The following is an 18,340-nucleotide window of genomic DNA, read 5'->3' as shown; positions in this document are numbered from 1 at the left end:
CGCAACGTCATAGGCATGGGAGGGGATGGTATCACAGTGATACCATCCAATGAGGCGGCCTGGAATCGAAGACGCCCGGGCCTAAGGGCCCTCACCGCTCCCGGACTCGTCGTCGCCGAGTCGCACTACCGCTTCGACCATCCCGTCGACGTCGGCGAGAGTGGTGCGCGGATTGATGAAGCAGGGGCGGATGGCGAAAGCGCCGGCCACGACGGTGGCGCTAGGAGCGAAAGCCGTTTCGCGTACGAGGCGGCGGAGAATCCGCTCGTTGAGGTCATTGAGCCCGTCGGTCGACTGGTTGGGCGGCCGATAGCGAAAACAGGCGATGGACAGCTCGGGTTCGGTCAACGCTTCGAGTCGGGGATGGGCTCGGGCGGCCGCGGTCACCCGCCGGGCGAGGTCGTTGTCGTGCACGATGAAATCGCGTATCCCGGAGACGCCCAGTTCCCGGATGACCGCCCACACCTGCACACCTCGAGCAGGAGCTGACAGTTCGACCGCGAAATCGCCATACGGAATCCCCATGGAATCCATCGAGTTGTGAATGTCGTCGTCGGCCACAAACGAGCCTTCGAGATACTCGGCCGGTCCCTGCGTGAAGGCGCGGTGGAGGATGGCCCGATCCCGCACGAACGCCGCCGCCACTCCCACCGGGGCTGCCAACCATTTGTGCGGATCGACGATGACCGAATCGGCGAGTTCCAGACCGGCATACCGGTCTGCGACCCGTTCGTCGAGCCGTCCCAACAGACCGTAGGCACCGTCGACGTGAAACCAGACGCCATTGGCGCGGGCGATGTCGCCCAACGCGGACAGCGGGTCGATCGCCCCCGTATTGGTGGTGCCGGCAGCGGCGACGACCGCCACGGGCAACAACCCGGCCGCCCGATCGTCTCTCATCATTTGTTCTAACGCGTCCGGTCTCATCCGTTGCCGTTCGTCGATGGGCACGAAACGGATGGCCGACCGTCCGAGACCCAGAACCCCGGCGGCGCGCTGGACCGTGTGATGAGCCTCGCTAGACGTATAGATGACCGGTGACGGCCCGGTGAGGCCGTCGGCCCCGGGGTCGATGCCCACGGCTTCGTAGGCGTGTTGGCGGGCCGCCCCAAGCGCCACCAGATTGGCCACGGAGCCGCCGCTCACGTAGACGCCCTTCATGTGTGACCCCAACCCGGCCAGCTCGGCCAGCCACAACAGTGAGACCTCTTCGACGAAGTTGAACGCACTCATGGTGTAACGCTGGGGAGCGGCGATGGCACTCGCCGTCGCCGCCGCCGTGGGAGCAGTCGTTGGCCCGGTGGTGATGAAACCCGAGAATCCGGGCTCCGAGATGCGGGATCCGTTGGGAATGAGCACGTCGGTGAGTTCGGCGATCACGGCGTCGATGCCGGCGCCGTCGGTCGGGAGCGGTCCGCCCAGTTGTTTGCGCCAGACGTCGGCATTGACGAGCGCATCGGGGTGCTCGAATTCGACGAAACGGTCGAGGGCTGCTGCGATCTTTCCGAGGTGGCGTGCGAATGCACCTGTCTCCGGGCCTGAATTCATGGAGGGCAGACTAGGCGGACGGTCAGGGGTCAGTTGTCCGACAAGCCGCCGACATCGACCCTTCGAGGAAAGACGGTGCTGAGTCCTTCGACGCCCGCCCCATCACCCTTGGTGCCGCCAAGTGACCAAGGTCCTCCCCAGCTGGCCTCACCGGAAGAGCAACTCGACGTTGTCACCACGGCGGAGCAGGGTTCTGGTTCCTTTTCCGACCGAACGCCAGGTACGGATGCCGGGTTCGTTTCGGTCGCGGTGCCGGCGAGATCCGGCGATCGCGGCGGCGGGCGAAACCCCTTCTCCGAGGGCAGGCCGGCAGCCACGGGTTAGCCAGTTAGGGCCTTAAGACCCTAAAGGGCCCAAACCCGAAGATCCCGCCGCTTCGTAACACGACCAACCATATGATGAGGTGTTAGTGCTTGTCATAAGAGCACGCAAGGAACCTTGACAACCAAAGAAGGCACCCCATGATCCGAAGACTCACTATCGCATTTGCTCTACTCACATTGCTCTTGGGCGCCTGCTCAAGCACGGCAACCACCACTACCGCGGCAGCATCCTCAGACACAACCGCCGCCGCAGCCGGAAACCCCGGTGAAGTAATCATCACACTGGCTGATGTCAGCGCCGACTCGATGCTCCTTACTCCCGATCCGGCAAGCGCGGCAGCGGGCGAGGTCACGTTTGTCATAACCAACACCGGTACCGAGGAACACGAGTTCGTCGTTTTGAAGACCGACCTTGGTATCGCCGATCTGCCTTTCGACGAAGCTGCCGACGAGGTGCTCGAAGACGGTGAAGGCGTCGTAGCGTTGGACGAAATCGAAAGCATCATGCCTGGCGAGACCAAGACATTGACCGTGACGATGGAAGCCGGAAACTACGCCCTGATCTGCAACTTTGAGGGGCACTACCGCAAGGGCATGCGTTCTGCCTTCACCGTCACCCCCTAGATAACGAACAGAAACGGCAATTAGACCCCACGGCCGGCTGACAGCCGGCCGTGGGGTTCAGTAACGTAAGCTGATCAAACAGGAGGAGTTGTTGTGCCACCAACGAAACCTGGGTCATGGCCACAGGCCATCGGCAAAGCCGTACTCATCTTCGCCTATTTCGTCATCGCCACCGTCTGGCTTCCGTCCCGGCTGCTTGGCGTGTCGTTCATTAGCAGTGCCCCGTCCGCGGTCCGTGACTTGGTCGGGTCGGGAGTCTGGTTCGGCTTCCTCGTCGCCGGTATGTGGACCCTTCGGAACCTCCAGGCCAAAGGATGGATCTGATCGAACCACTGCAGTATTTCGATGAGAATATCCCATGCCTGGCCGCCTGCCCCGTCCACACCAACGCCGGCCTGTATGTGGCAGCAATCGCCGATGGTGAGGACCACCATTCTTATCTGACCGCCCGGTTGCCAAATCCGTTCGCCTCGGTGTGTGGCCGGGTGTGTGCCGCTCCCTGTGAGGACGCCTGCCGCAGAGGTGAGATCGATCGCCCCATCGCCATTCGAGCCCTCAAACGATTTGTAACCGAGAAATACGGGGTAGAAGCCGGACCCGCGTCAGAGTGGGACGAGCCGCGCTCCGCGCCACCACCTGAGCGGAGCGAGCGGGTGGCAATCGTCGGCGGGGGCCCGGCTGGACTCGCGGCCGCTCACGATCTGCGACGGCTTGGCTACGGCGTGACGGTCTTCGAGTCGACCGGCGTTTTGGGCGGGATGATGAAACTCGGCATCCCCGAATATCGACTCGACCGACAACTGCTCGACGCTGAAATCGGGGCGATCGTCGACCTCGGCGTGCAAGTTCAATTGAACACACGGCTCGGTACCGATATCAAACTCGATGATCTGAGGCGCGACTACGACGCTGTGTTTCTGGCCATCGGAGCGACCCAGGGACGGGACCTCGATATTGAAGGACATCAAGCGGATGGCGTCCTTCGTGCCATCGAGTACCTCATCAACGTCAATCAGGGTTTTCAGGTCGAAGTGGGGGCGAAAGTTGTGGTCATCGGTGGCGGCAACGTGGCGATGGACGCCGCCAGAACAGCCTTGCGAGCGGCCGCCTATGAAGATGTGTCGGCTAGCCAGGAACCGTACGAGGAACAAGAGGTTCGCGAAGCGATCACCCAGGCCATGGATGCTGCCAGAACGGCAGTCAGGGCTGGAGCCCAGCAGGTCACTGTCGTATCACTTGAGTCCAAGGACGAAATGCCTGCCGACGAGTTCGAACTGATCGAAGCCTCGATCGAGGGTATCGAATTCATGCACCGACGAGGACCGGCTCGGATCGTGACACAGGATGGTCATGCCACAGGCCTCGAGACCATCGGAGTGACCTCCGTTTTCAACGCGGAAGGGCGCTTCGCCCCCGAGTTCGACCCGGACGACCGCAACATCATCGACTGCGACACGGTGATCCTCGCCATCGGCCAGGCCATCGACCTGGCCGCCCTCGGCGAGGAGGGGCCGTCCATCTCCCCCCGACACACGATCGCCACGGATGACGATCTGAGCACGACGATCCCGGGCGTATGGGCGGGCGGCGACGCCGCTTCCGGACCCCGCAACCTCATCGACGCCATCGCCGACGGTCGCAGAGTCGCCTCGGCCATCCACCAATCGCTCTCCGGGGAGGAGCCTGCAGCAAGACCGGGTGGGCAGATGGTGGTTCTCGACCAATTCCATCGGAACACCGACCTTTATGATCGGCAAAACCGTCTCGAAGTACCCTCGCTGCCCAGTGGCCGCCGGATTGGTCTCAACCAAGTCGAGTTGGGGTTTACCGAGCAAGAAGCCCGGTGCGAAGCAGCCCGGTGCCTCCGTTGTTTCGCGAACATCCTTCTGGACACCGATCGGTGCGTGTTGTGCGCCTTGTGCGTGGATGTATGTCCGGTCGATGTCTTGTCGATCGTCCCAGCGAGCGAGGTCGCCCCGCACCTTGGGGCCGGTACTGCGCTTTTGTTGGACGAGCGCGCCTGCATTCGGTGTGCTCTTTGCGTAGATCGTTGTCCGACCGATGCTCTAAGCATGGGCATTTGGTCGGGGATTGGAGTTCCGGCATGACAATTGGCAAACGTTTCCGAGCAAGCACCCTCGGAAGGTCGGTGATTCGCAACCCGAATCGGGTTACGACCCGCGACAGGGCCGCCGGACACTGGTCGAACTTTTTTCTCCATATCTACCCGGTCAAGATCCGCCGCGAGGAGGTCTATTTCCGATACTCGTGGTATCTCGGCGTCGCCTCGCTGGCCCTCTTCGGTTCGTTGGTGGTGTCAGGCATCTACCTGATGTTCTTCTACGTACCTTCGCCGACAACCGCCTACGGCAACATCCAGTTCATCCAGACCCAGGTACCTTTTGGCCAGTACATTCGCAACGTCCACCGGTGGTCAGCCCACTTTATGGTCCTGGCGGTTGCCGCCCATATGGCACGGGTCTTCTACCGCGGTGCCTACAAGTCGCCGCGAGAATTCAACTGGGTCATCGGTGTCGTGTTGCTGGTGTTGACTTTGCTCCTGTCGTTTACCGGCTATCTCCTTCCCTGGGACCAGTTGGCCTATTGGGCAGTTACGGTCGGCACGTCCATGGCCGCCTACGTACCAATCATTGGCCAGCAGGTTTCCGACGTTCTGATCGGCGGACAACAGGTGGGATCAGCCACCCTCATCCGGTTCTATGTCCTGCATGTTGCTCTCCTGCCAACCGTGGTCGTCGTCGTGATAGCCCTACACCTGTGGCGTTGGCGCAAAGACAGCATGCTCGATACCGACCACGACGGAAAAGAGGCCGTGTAATGGCCGAGGAACCCTTCGTAACTGAAGGCAAACGGGTCCTTGGAGTCGTACCGGGAGTGCCGCCAGTCGGCGATCGCAAAGTACCTCAGGAACAGGAATCCGTAATGGTGTGGCCGCACTTGTTGGTGCGACATGCCGTCGCCGCCCTGGTGGTGCTGCTCCTGGTCCTGGTTGTGGCGATCCTCTTCGATGCACCCTTACGATCAATCGCCAACCCGGCCCTGACCCCGAACCCGGAGAAAGCCCCCTGGTATTTTGCGGGACTCCAGGAACTCTTAAGCCACTACCACCCACTCGTGGCCGGGATCCTGGTGCCGGGAACCGTGGTCCTTGGCGCCATGGCCCTGCCGTACCTCGACCGCAATCCCAGCCGCCAAAGCAGAGCTCGAAAAGTGGCAATAGTGATATTCACGACATTCCTGGTTGCCTGGATCGTCTTGACGATTATCGGGTTCGCCTTCCGGGGACCCGACTGGGGCTGGGTATGGCCATGGAACGCCTGGTACGGAGAACTATGACACACAACAACGAATTATCCCGCAGGAAGTTTCTGACCCGGATGTGGGCCGCCGGTGGCGGACTCATGGCCGCGGCCGGTGCCTGGACCGGATGGGATTTGCTCCGCCCTTCTGCCGCGTCAAGCCTCACCGCCCAAGTAAAGGCCCTACCGCCGCAAGCCGTCCCGGCCACCGGAGTCGTCGAGATCAAAGCCGCCCGCGGATACCTGACCCGGGCAGGCGACGAAGTTGTCGCCCTCTCATGGAAATGCCCCCATCTAGGCTGCCGGGTACCCTGGTGCGAATCCTCCCAAGAGTTCGAATGTCCTTGTCACGGATCGGTCTTCAACCGGCTCGGTGAATACCGGGCCGGACCATCGCCCCGCAACATGGATCGGCTCGCTACATCTGTGGTCGACGGATCATTGGTCATCGATACAAGCGACGTTACGCCAGGCGGACCGATCGGACCCGAAACAATCAATGAACCACCAGCCGGACCCAGATGTGTTGGAGAAGGTGACTAATGCCCGAACATACTGACACCGGGTTCGAATCGTCTACCAACCGGTGGATGTCGGCTGGAGTGGTGTTGATGGCACTCTTCGTGCTGGCCTTTCCGCTCTACCGGTTGTACGAGCCGGGCGCACGGGCCGAGGCAAGAGAACTGCAGGAGACCCACCTACAAACCGAGGGAGAGAGCCTCTACCGTGACGGCTGCGCTTCATGCCACGGCGGGCAAGGGGAGGGTGTCGATGCGCCGGCGCTCAACTCCAAACAATTTCTCGATAGTGCGGTCCTCGAGCAGATCATCGCCCTGGTTTCACATGGCGTACCGGGGACCGCGATGGTGGCCTGGAGTGTTGACCTCGGTGGCCCATTGACCTCCGAACAGATCCGGGCGGTCGCCTCCTATGTGGATTCCTGGCGGGCCGAGGCCCCGGACCGGCCCGACTGGCGGGCCATGCTGACGACAGCCGCCACCAGCAGCAACACAGCCACGACAACGAGCACCGGACAGGGGCCTGAAGTGGCGATCACGCTGACCGAGGTAGACGCCACCACCATGGTTCTGACTTCATCGGCGACCACCATGCCGGCCGGCGAGGTCACATTCGTCGTAACCAACACCGGCAACGAAGAACACGAATTCGTACTATTCAGGACCGACCTCGCCATCACGGACCTGCCCTTCGACGCCACCACCGACGAGGTAATGGAAGAGGGACCCGGTGTAACGCACATCGACGAAATCGGTAGCGTCCTACCTGGCGAGACGAAGACATTGACTGTCACACTCGAGGCAGGTAACTATGCCATGATCTGCAACCTCGCAAGTCATTACCGGATGGGTATGCGGGCGGTTTTCAGCGTCGGCTGAGCTAACCCGCATGTGAAGCGCATCTCGGTCGGCCCAACTCAGCTGTCCTACGCCCCAACCAACCCACCTTCACCACAATCCGGGCCACGACGACGGGGCACTCGACGCCATCGACGGCAATATCGCATCGCAACCCCTGCCGTTCAGCTCATCCCGACCGGGCCGGCACCATCCTCGCCATTGAGGACATTGATGGGTCTGTCCTAGGGAAAATCGCTCAATAGGGCCATTGGACCCTGTTCATTTATCCCGGAAATCAACATATTTACCTGGAGTTTCTGAGTTAGGAACTCAGGAATATGGAGAGAGGGTGCAAGCGGGGCGACTGAGACGAGCAGACCGGGAGAGGACGACGCAGCGGCCAACGTAGACCGCTATGAACCTGGCGTCGTTCGGAACCTGACCTGAAGATTCTTGCAACCCCGAAGTTTGGAGAGGAACAGAATGGCTGACATCACCGAGTGGAACGTCGAAGACGAGGAGTTCTGGGAGTCTACCGGCAAGAAGATCGCCAAGCGGAACCTCTGGATCTCGATTCCAAGCCTTCTGGTTGGGTTCGCCGTGTGGCTCTACTGGAGCGTCATCACGGTCCAGATGCTCAACCTCGGGTTTCCGTTCACGAACGCCGAACTATTCACCCTGTCGGCCATTGCCGGGCTATCTGGTGCCACCTTTCGGATTCCAAGTAGTTTCTTGATTCGAATCGCCGGCGGCCGGAACACAATCTTCTTCACAACCGCACTGCTGATGATTCCGGCCCTAGGAACCGGATTCGCTCTGTTATCTCAGACCACGCCTCTGTGGGCGTTCCAGCTTCTTGCCTTCCTGTCGGGTTTGGGCGGTGGGAACTTCGCCTCGTCCATGTCGAACATCAGCTTCTTCTACCCGAAGCGGATGCAGGGCCTCTCGCTCGGACTCAACGCCGGCCTCGGCAACGCCGGAGTGACCACCATGCAGATCTTGATTCCGCTCGTCATGACGTTCGGTATCTTCGGTGGCGGCTCGATGATCCTCGAGACAGCGTCAGGTACGCTCATCGGCCAGATCGCAGCTGGATCGCAGACCTGGATACAGAATGCCGGATTTGTTTGGCTGGCACTCCTGATTCCGTTGGCCTTTCTTGGCTGGTTCAAGATGGACAATATCCGGGCGGAACATGTATCACCCAACATCGGCTCTCCGCTCAACTCGTTCGGAAAAATCAGCGGAATGCTGGGCCTGGCATTCATTCCGGCTGCGATCGGGCTCTTTGTGATCCTGCCAAGTCCGACTGGACTCGGGTGGACGTGGGCCAAGTACCCGGTCCTCGCCCTGGTGATGTGGGCAACGGTGTTTCTCCTCCGGCAACTGCGCGGAGACATCAAGCCAAACCTGGAGCGTCAGTTCAAGATATTCAAAAACAAACACACCTGGATCATGAGCGTCATCTACACCATGACGTTCGGCAGCTTCATCGGCTACTCGGCTGGTTTCGCTCTGGCGATCAAAGTCATTTTCGGATTTCAGCACGTCATGGTCGACGGAGTCATGATCCACGACCTCGTGAATCCCAACGGTCCGTCTGCGCTCACGTTCGCATGGATGGGACCCTTCATTGGGGCGTTCATCCGCCCTGTCGGCGGCTGGATCGCAGACAAGGTGGGCGGCGCCCGGGTGACGCAGTGGGTATCGATCGTGATGATCGGAAGCGCCCTGGGAGTCGCCTATTTCATGAAACAGGCGTACCAGTCGGCCACACCAGAGGACTTCTTCGTCCCCTTCTTCCTTCTGTTCCTGGTTCTCTTTGCGGCCACCGGGGTCGGCAACGGGTCGACATTTCGCACAATCGCCATGGTGTTCGACCAGGAGCAGGCGGGACCCGTCCTGGGGTGGACATCAGCAGTAGCCGCTTACGGCGCCTTCGTCGTTCCCCAAGAATTCGGCGAGCAGATCACGAAGACCACGCCGGAGGTGGCACTGTTCGCCTTCGCCGGATTCTATGTCATCTGCCTGTTTCTGAACTGGTGGTATTACCTGGGTCCGAAGGCCGAGTACCAGAACCCGTGAGCCCAATCCGCCAATCGCGCCAACCGAATAGGACCTTCGGCTCTGGCGCAGCCAAGAAACGCCAAGGTACCTTTCGATTTGTGTAGTCAACAACTAAGAAACTCAGAGGTGTGAACGAACGATTGCCGGTTGGGCGACCCGGCATTGACCGCCAAGGAGAGCGAAAATGAAGCGGCCAGAGTTGATCGACTTCAAACAGGAGAGGATTCGAACCCTCCACCTGACATGGATCGCGTTTTTCATCTCGTTCTATATCTGGTTCAACATGGCGCCCCTGGCCACCACCATGCTGCGAGAAGTCGCCTGGCTCACCCCGGAACATCTCAAGGTCCTGGCCATTATCAACGTGGCTTTTACGATCCCGGCTCGCATCGTGGTCGGGGCACTCATCGATCGCTACGGACCCCGGGTCGTTTTCTCGGGTCTCCTTATCACGATGGCGTTCCCGGCCTTCGCCTTCGCTTTCGGGAACACCCTCACCCAGTTGATGGTTTCCCGCCTCCTCCTCTCCACCATCGGTGCCGGGTTCGTCGTTGGTATTCGCATGGTCGCCCAATGGTTCCCGCCCAAGATGATCGGGCGCGCCGAAGGCTTCTACGCCGGATGGGGAAACTTCGGGTCGGCGTGGGCGGCCATGACGTTGCCATGGTTCGCTCTGACGTTCCTAGAGAAATGGTTCAACGTCGCCGATGGGTGGCGCTGGGCGCTCTTCCTCAACGGGCTCGTCGGCCTGCTGTATGGCATCTACTACTACCACGCCGTACGCGACACCCCGGACGGCGTCGAGTTCACAGGAACCAAGAAAACTCAGCCGATGACCGTCAGTTCATACGGCGATCTCGTCCAGTACATCCTGTGGTCATTCCCGATCTTCGGCGCTCTTGGCTTGTTGGCCTGGCGCATCAGTCGTATCCAAATCACCGGCACCGACGGAATCGACTCAGCCCTCATCCCGAACAACTCGTTGTGGCTGATCTATGGCGGCTTGGCCCTCTTCTACGGCGTCCACGTGCTCAAGACGCTGCAGGTCAATCTGCCGATCCTCAAAGCAGGAGTGGCCGAAGAAGACAAATATCCGTTCGCCAGCGTGGCCGCTCTCAACACGACGTACGTGGCCAACTTTGGGGCCGAATTGGCCGTGGTCTCGATGCTCCCGGCTTTTTTCGAAGGGACGTTCGAAGTCACGCCGGCCACCGCCGGTTTGATCGCCTCTTCGTTCGCGTTCGTCAATCTGTTCGCCCGACCGTTGGGTGGACTCATCTCGGACAAGATGAAGAACCGCAAGATGGTCATGACCGGCTATATGGTTGGGATCTCACTCGGATTCCTCGGAATGGGCTTCATCGGATCCGCTTGGCCGATCTGGTTGGCGATCCTTATTACCGTTACGTGTTCGGTCTTTGTGCAGGGTGCCGAAGGGGCCACGTTCGCGATTATCCCGCTTATCAACCGCCGCATGACCGGACAAGTAGCCGGCATGGCCGGGGCGTTCGGCAATGTCGGTGCGGTGCTCTATCTCGTGCTCTACTCCATGGTGGATGCGCGAACCTTCTTCTTTGTGCTCGCGGCCGGCGCCGCCTTCAGCTTTGTGTACGTAATGATTTTCCTCAAGGAGCCAGAAGGCGCCTTCGCCGATGGGCTGGCGGCCTCATGAACCACGTGATCCCGCCAGCCAAGCCAGGGAGGCCATAGCGTGAGGTTGGAGATGACCCGCAAAACGGACCTGGCGCTTCAGGCGCTTCGGGTGCTCGCCACGGCCCGAGCCCCGGTCAAGGGCAAGGACCTTGCCCCACTGATCAATACCACAACGTCGTTTATTGCCCAGATCATGAAGCCATTGGTGGACGCCGATTGGGTGAAATCCGATCGCGGCCCGACTGGCGGCTACCGGCTGGCAGTCGACATTGCACCGATCTCGATGCTCTCGCTTATCGAAGCCGTCGAAGGCCCAACCATCAACGACAAGTGCGTTCTTCAGGGAACCCCGTGTCCCATCGTCGACCAGTGCGCCATGCACGAGGCATGGATCCGAGGGCGCTCTGCGCTGCTCAGGGAACTTGCCAAAACGCCGGTTCTCGACGCCACCACACAAGAGAGGACAGCTTCATGACCCGTATCGCCCAAATTGCGCTGGTGGGGTTTTTTGCGCTCCTCGGCATCCCGGCCCTCGTCCAAGGCCCCGCGGCGGCCGGGGCGACGGCAACCGCGATCCAGCCCACAGAAGATGGGGCCCAGATTTTTGCGGACAATTGCTCCTCCTGCCACCAGGCCTACGGGCAAGGCATTCCCGGCAAGTACCCCCAATTGGCGGCCAACCCGGCAGCCACAGACCCCGCTTTTGTCGAATCGGTCATCCGAGAAGGACTAACCGGACCAATCGAGGTGCTCGGGGTTGGCTACAACGACACCATGCCAGCGGTGGCCTTGACCGACGCCGAAGTGGCTGCAGTTGTCGCCCATGTGACGACGCTCGCCCAAGCACCTCCCATCGCCTCAACTCCAGCCGGCGCGGCCGGCCCCCCTAACTCCGACCGGGGCCAAGCCCTGTTCGTCGGGTCGACTTCGTTCAGCAACGGTGGACCGGCCTGCGCCGCATGTCATGTCGCCGGGACCGTGGACGGACTGGGCGGGCCGACCCTGGGACCCGACCTCACCCATGTGTTGGATCGCCTCGGTGGCCAACCTGGACTGGTTGGTTGGCTGGCCACCCCGCCATCGCCGGTCATGACGCCCATCTTCTCAGAGAAGCCCTTGGCCGAGCAGGAAATCGTCGATGTCGTTGCCTTCCTGGCTGAGGCCAGCACCCAAACACCTGCTTCCAACACAGATTTCATGACGGCCTTGGGACTGGCAGGAACCGCAGTCCTATTTGTCGGACTGGCAATTGCGTCGCGAGGACTGCGACGAACGTACGTTGAGCGACTGAGGAGCACGCCATGAACGACTTTTGGATCAACGAAACCGTCGACCCCGCTGCTCGCAAATGGGAAGAGTTCTATCGCAACCGCTTTGCCCACGACAAGCGCGTCCGGACAACCCACGGTGTGAACTGCACCGGTAGCTGCTCGTGGGAGGTCTACGTCAAGGATGGCATCGTCACGTGGGAGCTTCAGGCCACGGACTACCCACAACTCGAAGAGGGTCTTCCTCCTTATGAGCCGCGCGGGTGTCAACGGGGCATTTCCTATTCCTGGTACCTCTACTCGCCCATCCGGGTGAAGTATCCCTACGCCCGCGGCGTACTCATCGACATGTATCGAAAAGCGAAAAAGGAATCTCTCGACGACCCGGTGGCGGCCTGGGCTCGCATCCAGGACGATCCGCAAATGCGTAGTCGCTATCAAACGGCTCGCGGCAAGGGTGGCTTCCGCCGGATCAGCTGGGACGAAGCCGTGGAGATGGCCGCCGCCTCAACGGTCCACACGATCAAAAGGCACGGGCCAGATCGGGTGGCCGGCTTCTCGCCGATTCCCGCCATGTCGCAGGTGAGCTACGCCGCCGGCAGCAGGTTCATGTCGCTCATTGGTGGCGTCATCATGAGCTTCTACGACTGGTACTGCGACCTCCCACCCGCCTCACCGGAGGTATGGGGCGAGCAAACCGACGTCCCGGAATCGGCCGACTGGTACAACTCCCGGTTCATTGCGGTGGTCGGGTCAAACCTGAACATGACGCGAACTCCTGACACCCATTTCATCGCTGAGGTTCGCCATGCCGGTGCCAAGCTGGTCGTGTTCAGCCCCGACTTCTCCCAGGTGGCCAAGTACGCCGACTGGTGGATCCCCTCAAATCCGGGTCAGGACACTGCCTTCTGGCTGGCCGTCGACCATGTGCTGCTCACGGAGTTGTATGCCAAGCGGCAAGTCCCCTACTTCCAGGACTATGCCAAGCAGTACACCGATCTCCCGTTCCTGATCGCGGTCGATGACGGGGTTCCCGGCCAATACGTGCGCGCCAACGTTTTGGACCGGTACCGGGACATTGAAAACGGAGATTGGAAGCTCCTCATGTGGGACGAGGCGACGGACGCACCTCGCATGCCCAACGGCGCCATCGGCGACCGGTGGGCCAAGGAGAAGAAGGGCAACTGGAACCTGAAACTTGAGGACGCGGTCACCGGCCAGGCCATCAAGCCGCAACTCAGCTTCATCGACAAGTACGACGAAGTGGCCGAGGTCAAACTCGACTTCTTCGGAAACGACGGCACCATCACCCGCTCGGTTCCCGTTCGAATCATCGAAACCGCCGACGGACCCATCAAAGTGACGACGACCTTTGACCTGCTTATGGCTCGATTCGGAGTCGAGCGCGGGCTGCCCGGATTTGATGCCAAGAGCTACGACGATGAGGACGTGCCCTACACGCCAGCCTGGCAGGAGCAGTACACGGGCATCCACCGTGACACGCTCATCAAGTTCGCCAGAGAATGGGGTCGCAACGGCGAGCTCACCAATGGTAAGAATATGGTGATCATCGGCGCCGGCGCCAACCATTGGTACCACAACAACCTCCTGTATCGCTCGGCCATCACGGCTCTCATGCTGACCGGTTCGGTGGGAGTCAACGGTGGGGGCCTCGCCCACTATGTCGGTCAGGAAAAGCTGGTTGCCCACGCCTCCTGGGGCTCCATTGCCATGGGCGCCGACTGGGGCATGCCGCCTCGCCATCAGAACACCCCTTCGTTCCACTACGTGCACTCCGATCAGTGGCGCTATGAACGGGGCTATCGGGAATACGACTCGCTGCCAGAAAACCACCCCGAACGATTCGATCACACGATCGATCATCAGGCTCGCGCCGTCCGACAAGGATGGTTGCCGTTCTTCCCGCAGTTCAAGCAGAACCCGATCAGCCTGGTTCGAGAAGCGCGTCGCCTGGGTGCCGACACTGACGAAGCCGTAGTCAAACATGTCGTAGACGGACTCAAATCTGGTGACGTCGAGTTCGCCATCGACGACCCGGACGCTCCCGAGTCATGGCCGCGAACGTGGTTCATCTGGCGGGGCAACGCCATCGGTACTTCCGCCAAGGGCCACGAGTTCTTCCTCAAGCACTATCTGGGAACCCATTCGACGGCCATCGCCACCGAACCGGACGATCACGGTGTTGTAGAGGTAACGGTACGCCCGGACGCTCCCATCGGCAAGATGGATCTGGTCGTGGATCTCAATTTCCGCATGGACACGTCTGCGCTGTATTCGGACATCGTCCTACCCGCGGCGACCTGGTATGAAAAGGACGATCTGAACACCACCGACATGCATTCGTTCATCAACCCGATGCAAGCGGCGGTGCCACCCGCCTGGGAGTCGAAGGACGACTGGGACATTTTCAAGGCCATCGCCAAGAAAGTGTCCGAGCTGTCGGCCGGCAATCTGCCCGAGGTGGTTGAAGACGTCGTCATGCAGCCGCTCGTTCACGACACCCCAGACGAACTGGCCCAGCCAAAAATGGGCGATTGGCGGACCGGCGAGGTCGAGGCGATCCCGGGCAAGACCATGCCGAAATTCAAGATCGTCAAACGCGAATACCGGCGGATCTACGACAAGATGATCAACCTCGGCGAGGGCGTTCGGACGAATGGGGTTTCCGCCCATGGGCTAACAATCCCGGTGGCCGATTTCTACGACGAACTGGCTCGCAAGCAGCCCGGTGCTCGGGAGTCGGCAGACAGTCCTGTTATGCCGTCCCTCGAACGAGGGCGACAAGTAGCTGAGGCGATTCTGGCGCTCGACCCGGCCGCCAACGGCGAACTTGCCCACCGGGCTTTCGAAGCCGAAGAGGCCAAGACGGGACTGAGTCTGACGCATCTCGCGGCCGGCGAACGGGACATCCGGACCAACTTCGCCGCCATTGTCGCCCAACCCCGGCGGATTCTCACCACCCCAACGTGGAGCGGAAAGGTCGGCAAGGGTCGGGCGTACAACCCGTTCACGCTCAACGTCGAGGAACTGATTCCATGGCGAACCCTGACGGGCCGCCAGCATTTTTACCTCGACCATGAGCAGTACCTGGCGTGGGGCGAAAGCCTTCCGGTATACAAGCCGCGCCCTGACCACGCCATGCTGTCGGAGACCGAGGAATCACTCGCCGAAGGCCAGGACGGTCAGTTGTTCAACTACATCACGCCCCACGGCAAGTGGTCGATCCACTCGACGTATTCGGAAACCGATCGCATGATGACGCTTTCCCGAGGTGGCTATCCCGTCTGGATCAACAACAAGGATGCCGCCGGCCTGGGAATCGTCGACAACGACTGGGTTGAGCTGTACAACGACAACGGAGTGTTCGTGCAGCGGTGTACAACTTCTGCCCGGATTCCCCGGGGCACGATCTTTGTCTATCACGCCACCGAACGGACCGTTGGCATCCCGATCTCGCCTCGCCGCAACAAACGAGCAGGTATGAACAACTCGCTCACCAGGACCCGCCTCAAGCCAGTCCTCATGAGTGGCGGCTACGCCCAGTTCACCTACGCCTTCAACTACTGGGGGCCGACCGGTGTGAATCGCGATACGTTCGTCTACCTGCGCAGGATCGACAAACCCAGCTACAACGGGGAGGTGACACCATGAGAGTGCGTGCCCAGATGAGCATGTTGTTTCACCTCGACAAGTGCATTGGTTGTCATACCTGCTCGGTTGCCTGCAAGAACTTGTGGACCGACCGCAAGGGTGCCGAATACATGTGGTGGAACAATGTCGAGACCCGGCCCGGCACCGGCTACCCCACCGGTTGGGAGGACCAGGATCACTACAAGGGCGGTTGGAGACGAGACGAGAATGGTCGCCTGAAACTGCGGCTTCATTCGAGAGCCAGCGGGCTTGCCAAACTGTTCTTCAATCCTGCTCTGCCGGAACTCGACGACTACTACGAACCGTTTACGTTCAAGTACAACGATCTGTTCGATTCGCCCCAGGGCGAGCACCAACCGACCGCTGAGCCGGTTTCGAAGATCACCTGGCAGCCGATCGAGATCACATCGGGCCCCAACTGGGACGACGACCTGGGCGGGTCTGACATTTATGCCGCCAACGATCCGAGCATGAATGGCATCGACGCGGCGATCCGCGAGCAAATGAGTGAGATCGAGCGGGTGGTGTTCAACTATCTGCCCCGGATCTGTAACCACTGTTTGAACCCGGCTTGTGTCGGTGCCTGCCCGAGTGGCGCCATATACAAGCGCGCCGAAGACGGCGTCGTACTGGTGAACGAGGACAAGTGCCGGGCGTGGCGGATGTGCGTGGCGGCTTGCCCGTACAAGAAGGTCTATTACAACTGGTCGACTGGCAAATCCGAGAAGTGCATCTTGTGTTTCCCGCGCCTCGAAACCGGACAGGCGCCTGCTTGCGCTCATTCGTGCGTTGGCCGGATCCGCTACATGGGTGTGTTGTTATATGACGCCGACCGTATCGCCGATGTCGTTTCGATGCCAGAGGATCAACTGCTCGATGCCCAACTCGACATGATTCTCGATCCGTGGGATGACCGGGTGGTGGCCGCCGCGGCCGCGGCCGGCATCGGCGACGATTGGATCGATGCCGCTCGCCGCTCGCCGGTGTACCAGTTCGTAAAGGTGTGGGGCATGGCGCTACCGCTTCATCCTGAGTACCGCACCGCGGCGATGATGTTCTACATCCCGCCGCTGTCACCGGTGATCAGTTCGATCGAGGGAAACCTGACCAGGTTGGATCTCCCGGAAGAACGAGAGGACTTCGAACTGCTCGAAGACCTCGACAAGGCGCGTCTCCCCGTCCAGTACCTGGCCAATCTGTTCTCGGTCGGCGACGAGGAGGTCATCCGCAAAGTGTTGAAGAAGATGCTGGCCGTACGCACGTACAAACGCCGGCAGAGCGTGGACGGCGAAATCACCGAATCGACCCTCGCTTTGCTCGAGGCGGCCGGGACCACCCCCGAAGAGGTCGAAGCCATCTACAAATTGACCACCATCCCGACCATCGACGACCGGTTTGTCCTTCCGCCCTATCACCGGGAGGTTTCGATCGAGACGCTCAATGACCCGCTCGCCTACAAGGGCGAGACCGGGTTCGGGTACATCGAGCCGCCGAGAAGAGGTGCCTGATGGGATCCCCACCAACCACACTGCGGCCCGGATCCGTGGTAGCTGCCGGCTATCGGTATCCGACCCCAACGAGCCATGAAGCCCTCACCACAGCGGTAGCCGACCTCGACGGCCCGATCGGCAAACACATGCGCCGATTCGTCGACGCGGTCGGACAACTTGACCTGGGCGAGTGGGAAGAGTTGCACACCCGCACGCTCGACCTCTCTCCCCTCTTCATCCCGTACGTCGGGTATGTGCTGTGGGGTGAGAACTACCGTCGGGGTGAATTCATGGCCGACCTGAAACGAGACATGGAGCGGGTAGGAATCGACTTGCACGGCGAGTTGCCTGATCATCTCGACCCCGTGCTCCGCTACCTTGACGCAACCCCCTCGCCGCTCCCTGACCTGATGGCCGACCTGCCAAAAGCCATTGGCATCATGCGGACCACTCTGAAGAAAGCGGAATCTGCAAATCCCTACAGGCATCTCCTGGCCGCCACGGCAGATGTGGTGGAACAAGCAGTCGAGGGCCACACTGAGACAGGAGCTCCCCGATGAACAACCTACTGTTTGTTGTGTTTCCCTATGTCGCAGCAACTTTGGCGATTGTGGTGACGGTCATTCGGTGGCGACGCCATCCGTTCTCGGTTTCGGCGCTGTCCTCTCAACTCCTCGAGAAGCGCAAGCTGTATTGGGGTTCGGTGTCTTTCCACTGGGGCATCACGATCATCCTCCTGGCGCATCTGGTGGTACTCATCATCCCGGGTGGGATCAGGTTTTGGAACGGTGCCCCGGTCCGGCTTTACCTTCTTGAGGGGACAGGCATCGCTTTGGCTGTCTGGGCTGGCGTTGGACTCATGATTCTGCTGTATCGGCGGTTCACGAACCTTCGGATCCGGGCAGTGACAACCCGCGCCGACCTGGTGGTGCTGGCGATTATCGTTGTCGCCATCGTCACCGGCTTGTGGACTGCCATCGGATACCGATGGGGTTCGTTCTGGGGCACCGCCGTATT

16 protein-coding genes are annotated in these 18,340 nt (G+C 60.6%); 15 read left to right on the top strand and 1 reads right to left on the bottom strand.

The genetic code is table 11. From position 1 onward, the window contains the following. Positions 1 to 81: 81 nt before the first annotated feature. Positions 82 to 1,548, bottom strand: a complete 1,467-nt coding sequence (locus JJE47_13215; GenBank protein ID MBK5268386.1) for an aminotransferase class V-fold PLP-dependent enzyme — start codon at positions 1,546 to 1,548, stop codon at positions 82 to 84. Positions 1,549 to 2,009: 461 nt separating this feature from the next. Here JJE47_13215 and JJE47_13210 point away from each other — a divergent pair, with 461 nt between their 5' ends. The 15 genes from JJE47_13210 to JJE47_13140 form a co-directional block, all read left to right on the top strand. Further along, on the top strand, positions 2,010 to 2,495 hold the full coding sequence (locus JJE47_13210; protein ID MBK5268385.1) for a cupredoxin domain-containing protein: 486 nt from the start codon (positions 2,010 to 2,012) through the stop codon (positions 2,493 to 2,495). Between the two features lie 93 nt (positions 2,496 to 2,588). Further along, the gene (locus JJE47_13205) at positions 2,589 to 2,819 is read left to right on the top strand and encodes a hypothetical protein (GenBank protein ID MBK5268384.1); all 231 of its coding nucleotides are present in this window, start codon (positions 2,589 to 2,591) and stop codon (positions 2,817 to 2,819) included. Then, on the top strand, positions 2,810 to 4,603 hold the full coding sequence (locus tag JJE47_13200) for an FAD-dependent oxidoreductase (protein MBK5268383.1): 1,794 nt from the start codon (positions 2,810 to 2,812) through the stop codon (positions 4,601 to 4,603). Before JJE47_13205 ends, JJE47_13200 begins: the two co-directional genes overlap by 10 nt. After that, positions 4,600 to 5,334, top strand: a complete 735-nt coding sequence (locus JJE47_13195) for a cytochrome b N-terminal domain-containing protein (protein ID MBK5268382.1) — start codon at positions 4,600 to 4,602, stop codon at positions 5,332 to 5,334. Before JJE47_13200 ends, JJE47_13195 begins: the two co-directional genes overlap by 4 nt. After that, positions 5,334 to 5,852 carry a menaquinol oxidoreductase gene (locus JJE47_13190; GenBank protein ID MBK5268381.1) on the top strand — a complete coding sequence of 173 codons (519 nt, stop codon included), beginning with the start codon at positions 5,334 to 5,336 and terminating at the stop codon, positions 5,850 to 5,852. The genes JJE47_13195 and JJE47_13190 overlap by 1 nt, the downstream gene beginning before the upstream one ends. Further along, positions 5,819 to 6,358 carry a ubiquinol-cytochrome c reductase iron-sulfur subunit gene (locus JJE47_13185; GenBank protein ID MBK5268380.1) on the top strand — a complete coding sequence of 180 codons (540 nt, stop codon included), beginning with the start codon at positions 5,819 to 5,821 and terminating at the stop codon, positions 6,356 to 6,358. The genes JJE47_13190 and JJE47_13185 overlap by 34 nt, the downstream gene beginning before the upstream one ends. Further along, positions 6,358 to 7,212, top strand: a complete 855-nt coding sequence (locus tag JJE47_13180) for a c-type cytochrome (protein MBK5268379.1) — start codon at positions 6,358 to 6,360, stop codon at positions 7,210 to 7,212. The genes JJE47_13185 and JJE47_13180 overlap by 1 nt, the downstream gene beginning before the upstream one ends. 444 nt (positions 7,213 to 7,656) lie before the next feature. After that, on the top strand, positions 7,657 to 9,258 hold the full coding sequence (locus JJE47_13175; GenBank protein MBK5268378.1) for a NarK/NasA family nitrate transporter: 1,602 nt from the start codon (positions 7,657 to 7,659) through the stop codon (positions 9,256 to 9,258). Between the two features lie 166 nt (positions 9,259 to 9,424). Continuing rightward, entirely contained in the window at positions 9,425 to 10,912 is a 1,488-nt protein-coding gene (locus tag JJE47_13170) for an MFS transporter (GenBank protein MBK5268377.1), read from the top strand. Positions 10,913 to 10,963: 51 nt separating this feature from the next. Further along, entirely contained in the window at positions 10,964 to 11,368 is a 405-nt protein-coding gene (locus JJE47_13165; GenBank protein ID MBK5268376.1) for an Rrf2 family transcriptional regulator, read from the top strand. Then, the gene (locus JJE47_13160; protein ID MBK5268375.1) at positions 11,365 to 12,198 is read left to right on the top strand and encodes a c-type cytochrome; all 834 of its coding nucleotides are present in this window, start codon (positions 11,365 to 11,367) and stop codon (positions 12,196 to 12,198) included. The genes JJE47_13165 and JJE47_13160 overlap by 4 nt, the downstream gene beginning before the upstream one ends. Then, the gene (locus JJE47_13155) at positions 12,195 to 15,833 is read left to right on the top strand and encodes a nitrate reductase subunit alpha (protein ID MBK5268374.1); all 3,639 of its coding nucleotides are present in this window, start codon (positions 12,195 to 12,197) and stop codon (positions 15,831 to 15,833) included. Before JJE47_13160 ends, JJE47_13155 begins: the two co-directional genes overlap by 4 nt. Further along, complete coding sequence (gene narH, locus JJE47_13150) at positions 15,830 to 17,341, top strand: nitrate reductase subunit beta (GenBank protein MBK5268373.1); 1,512 nt, start codon at positions 15,830 to 15,832, stop codon at positions 17,339 to 17,341. Before JJE47_13155 ends, narH begins: the two co-directional genes overlap by 4 nt. Before the next feature lie 20 nt (positions 17,342 to 17,361). After that, complete coding sequence (locus tag JJE47_13145) at positions 17,362 to 17,883, top strand: nitrate reductase (GenBank protein MBK5268372.1); 522 nt, start codon at positions 17,362 to 17,364, stop codon at positions 17,881 to 17,883. Beyond that, on the top strand, positions 17,880 to 18,340 hold a 461-nt coding region (locus JJE47_13140; GenBank protein MBK5268371.1), incomplete at its 3' end, for a respiratory nitrate reductase subunit gamma. The genes JJE47_13145 and JJE47_13140, both read left to right, overlap by 4 nt.

Source organism: Acidimicrobiia bacterium, assembly GCA_016650365.1.
GTDB lineage: Bacteria > Actinomycetota > Acidimicrobiia > Spongiisociales > JAENVV01 > JAENVV01.
Note: the sequence above shows the minus strand (reverse complement) of the source record. Positions and strands in the feature narration are given on the sequence as shown.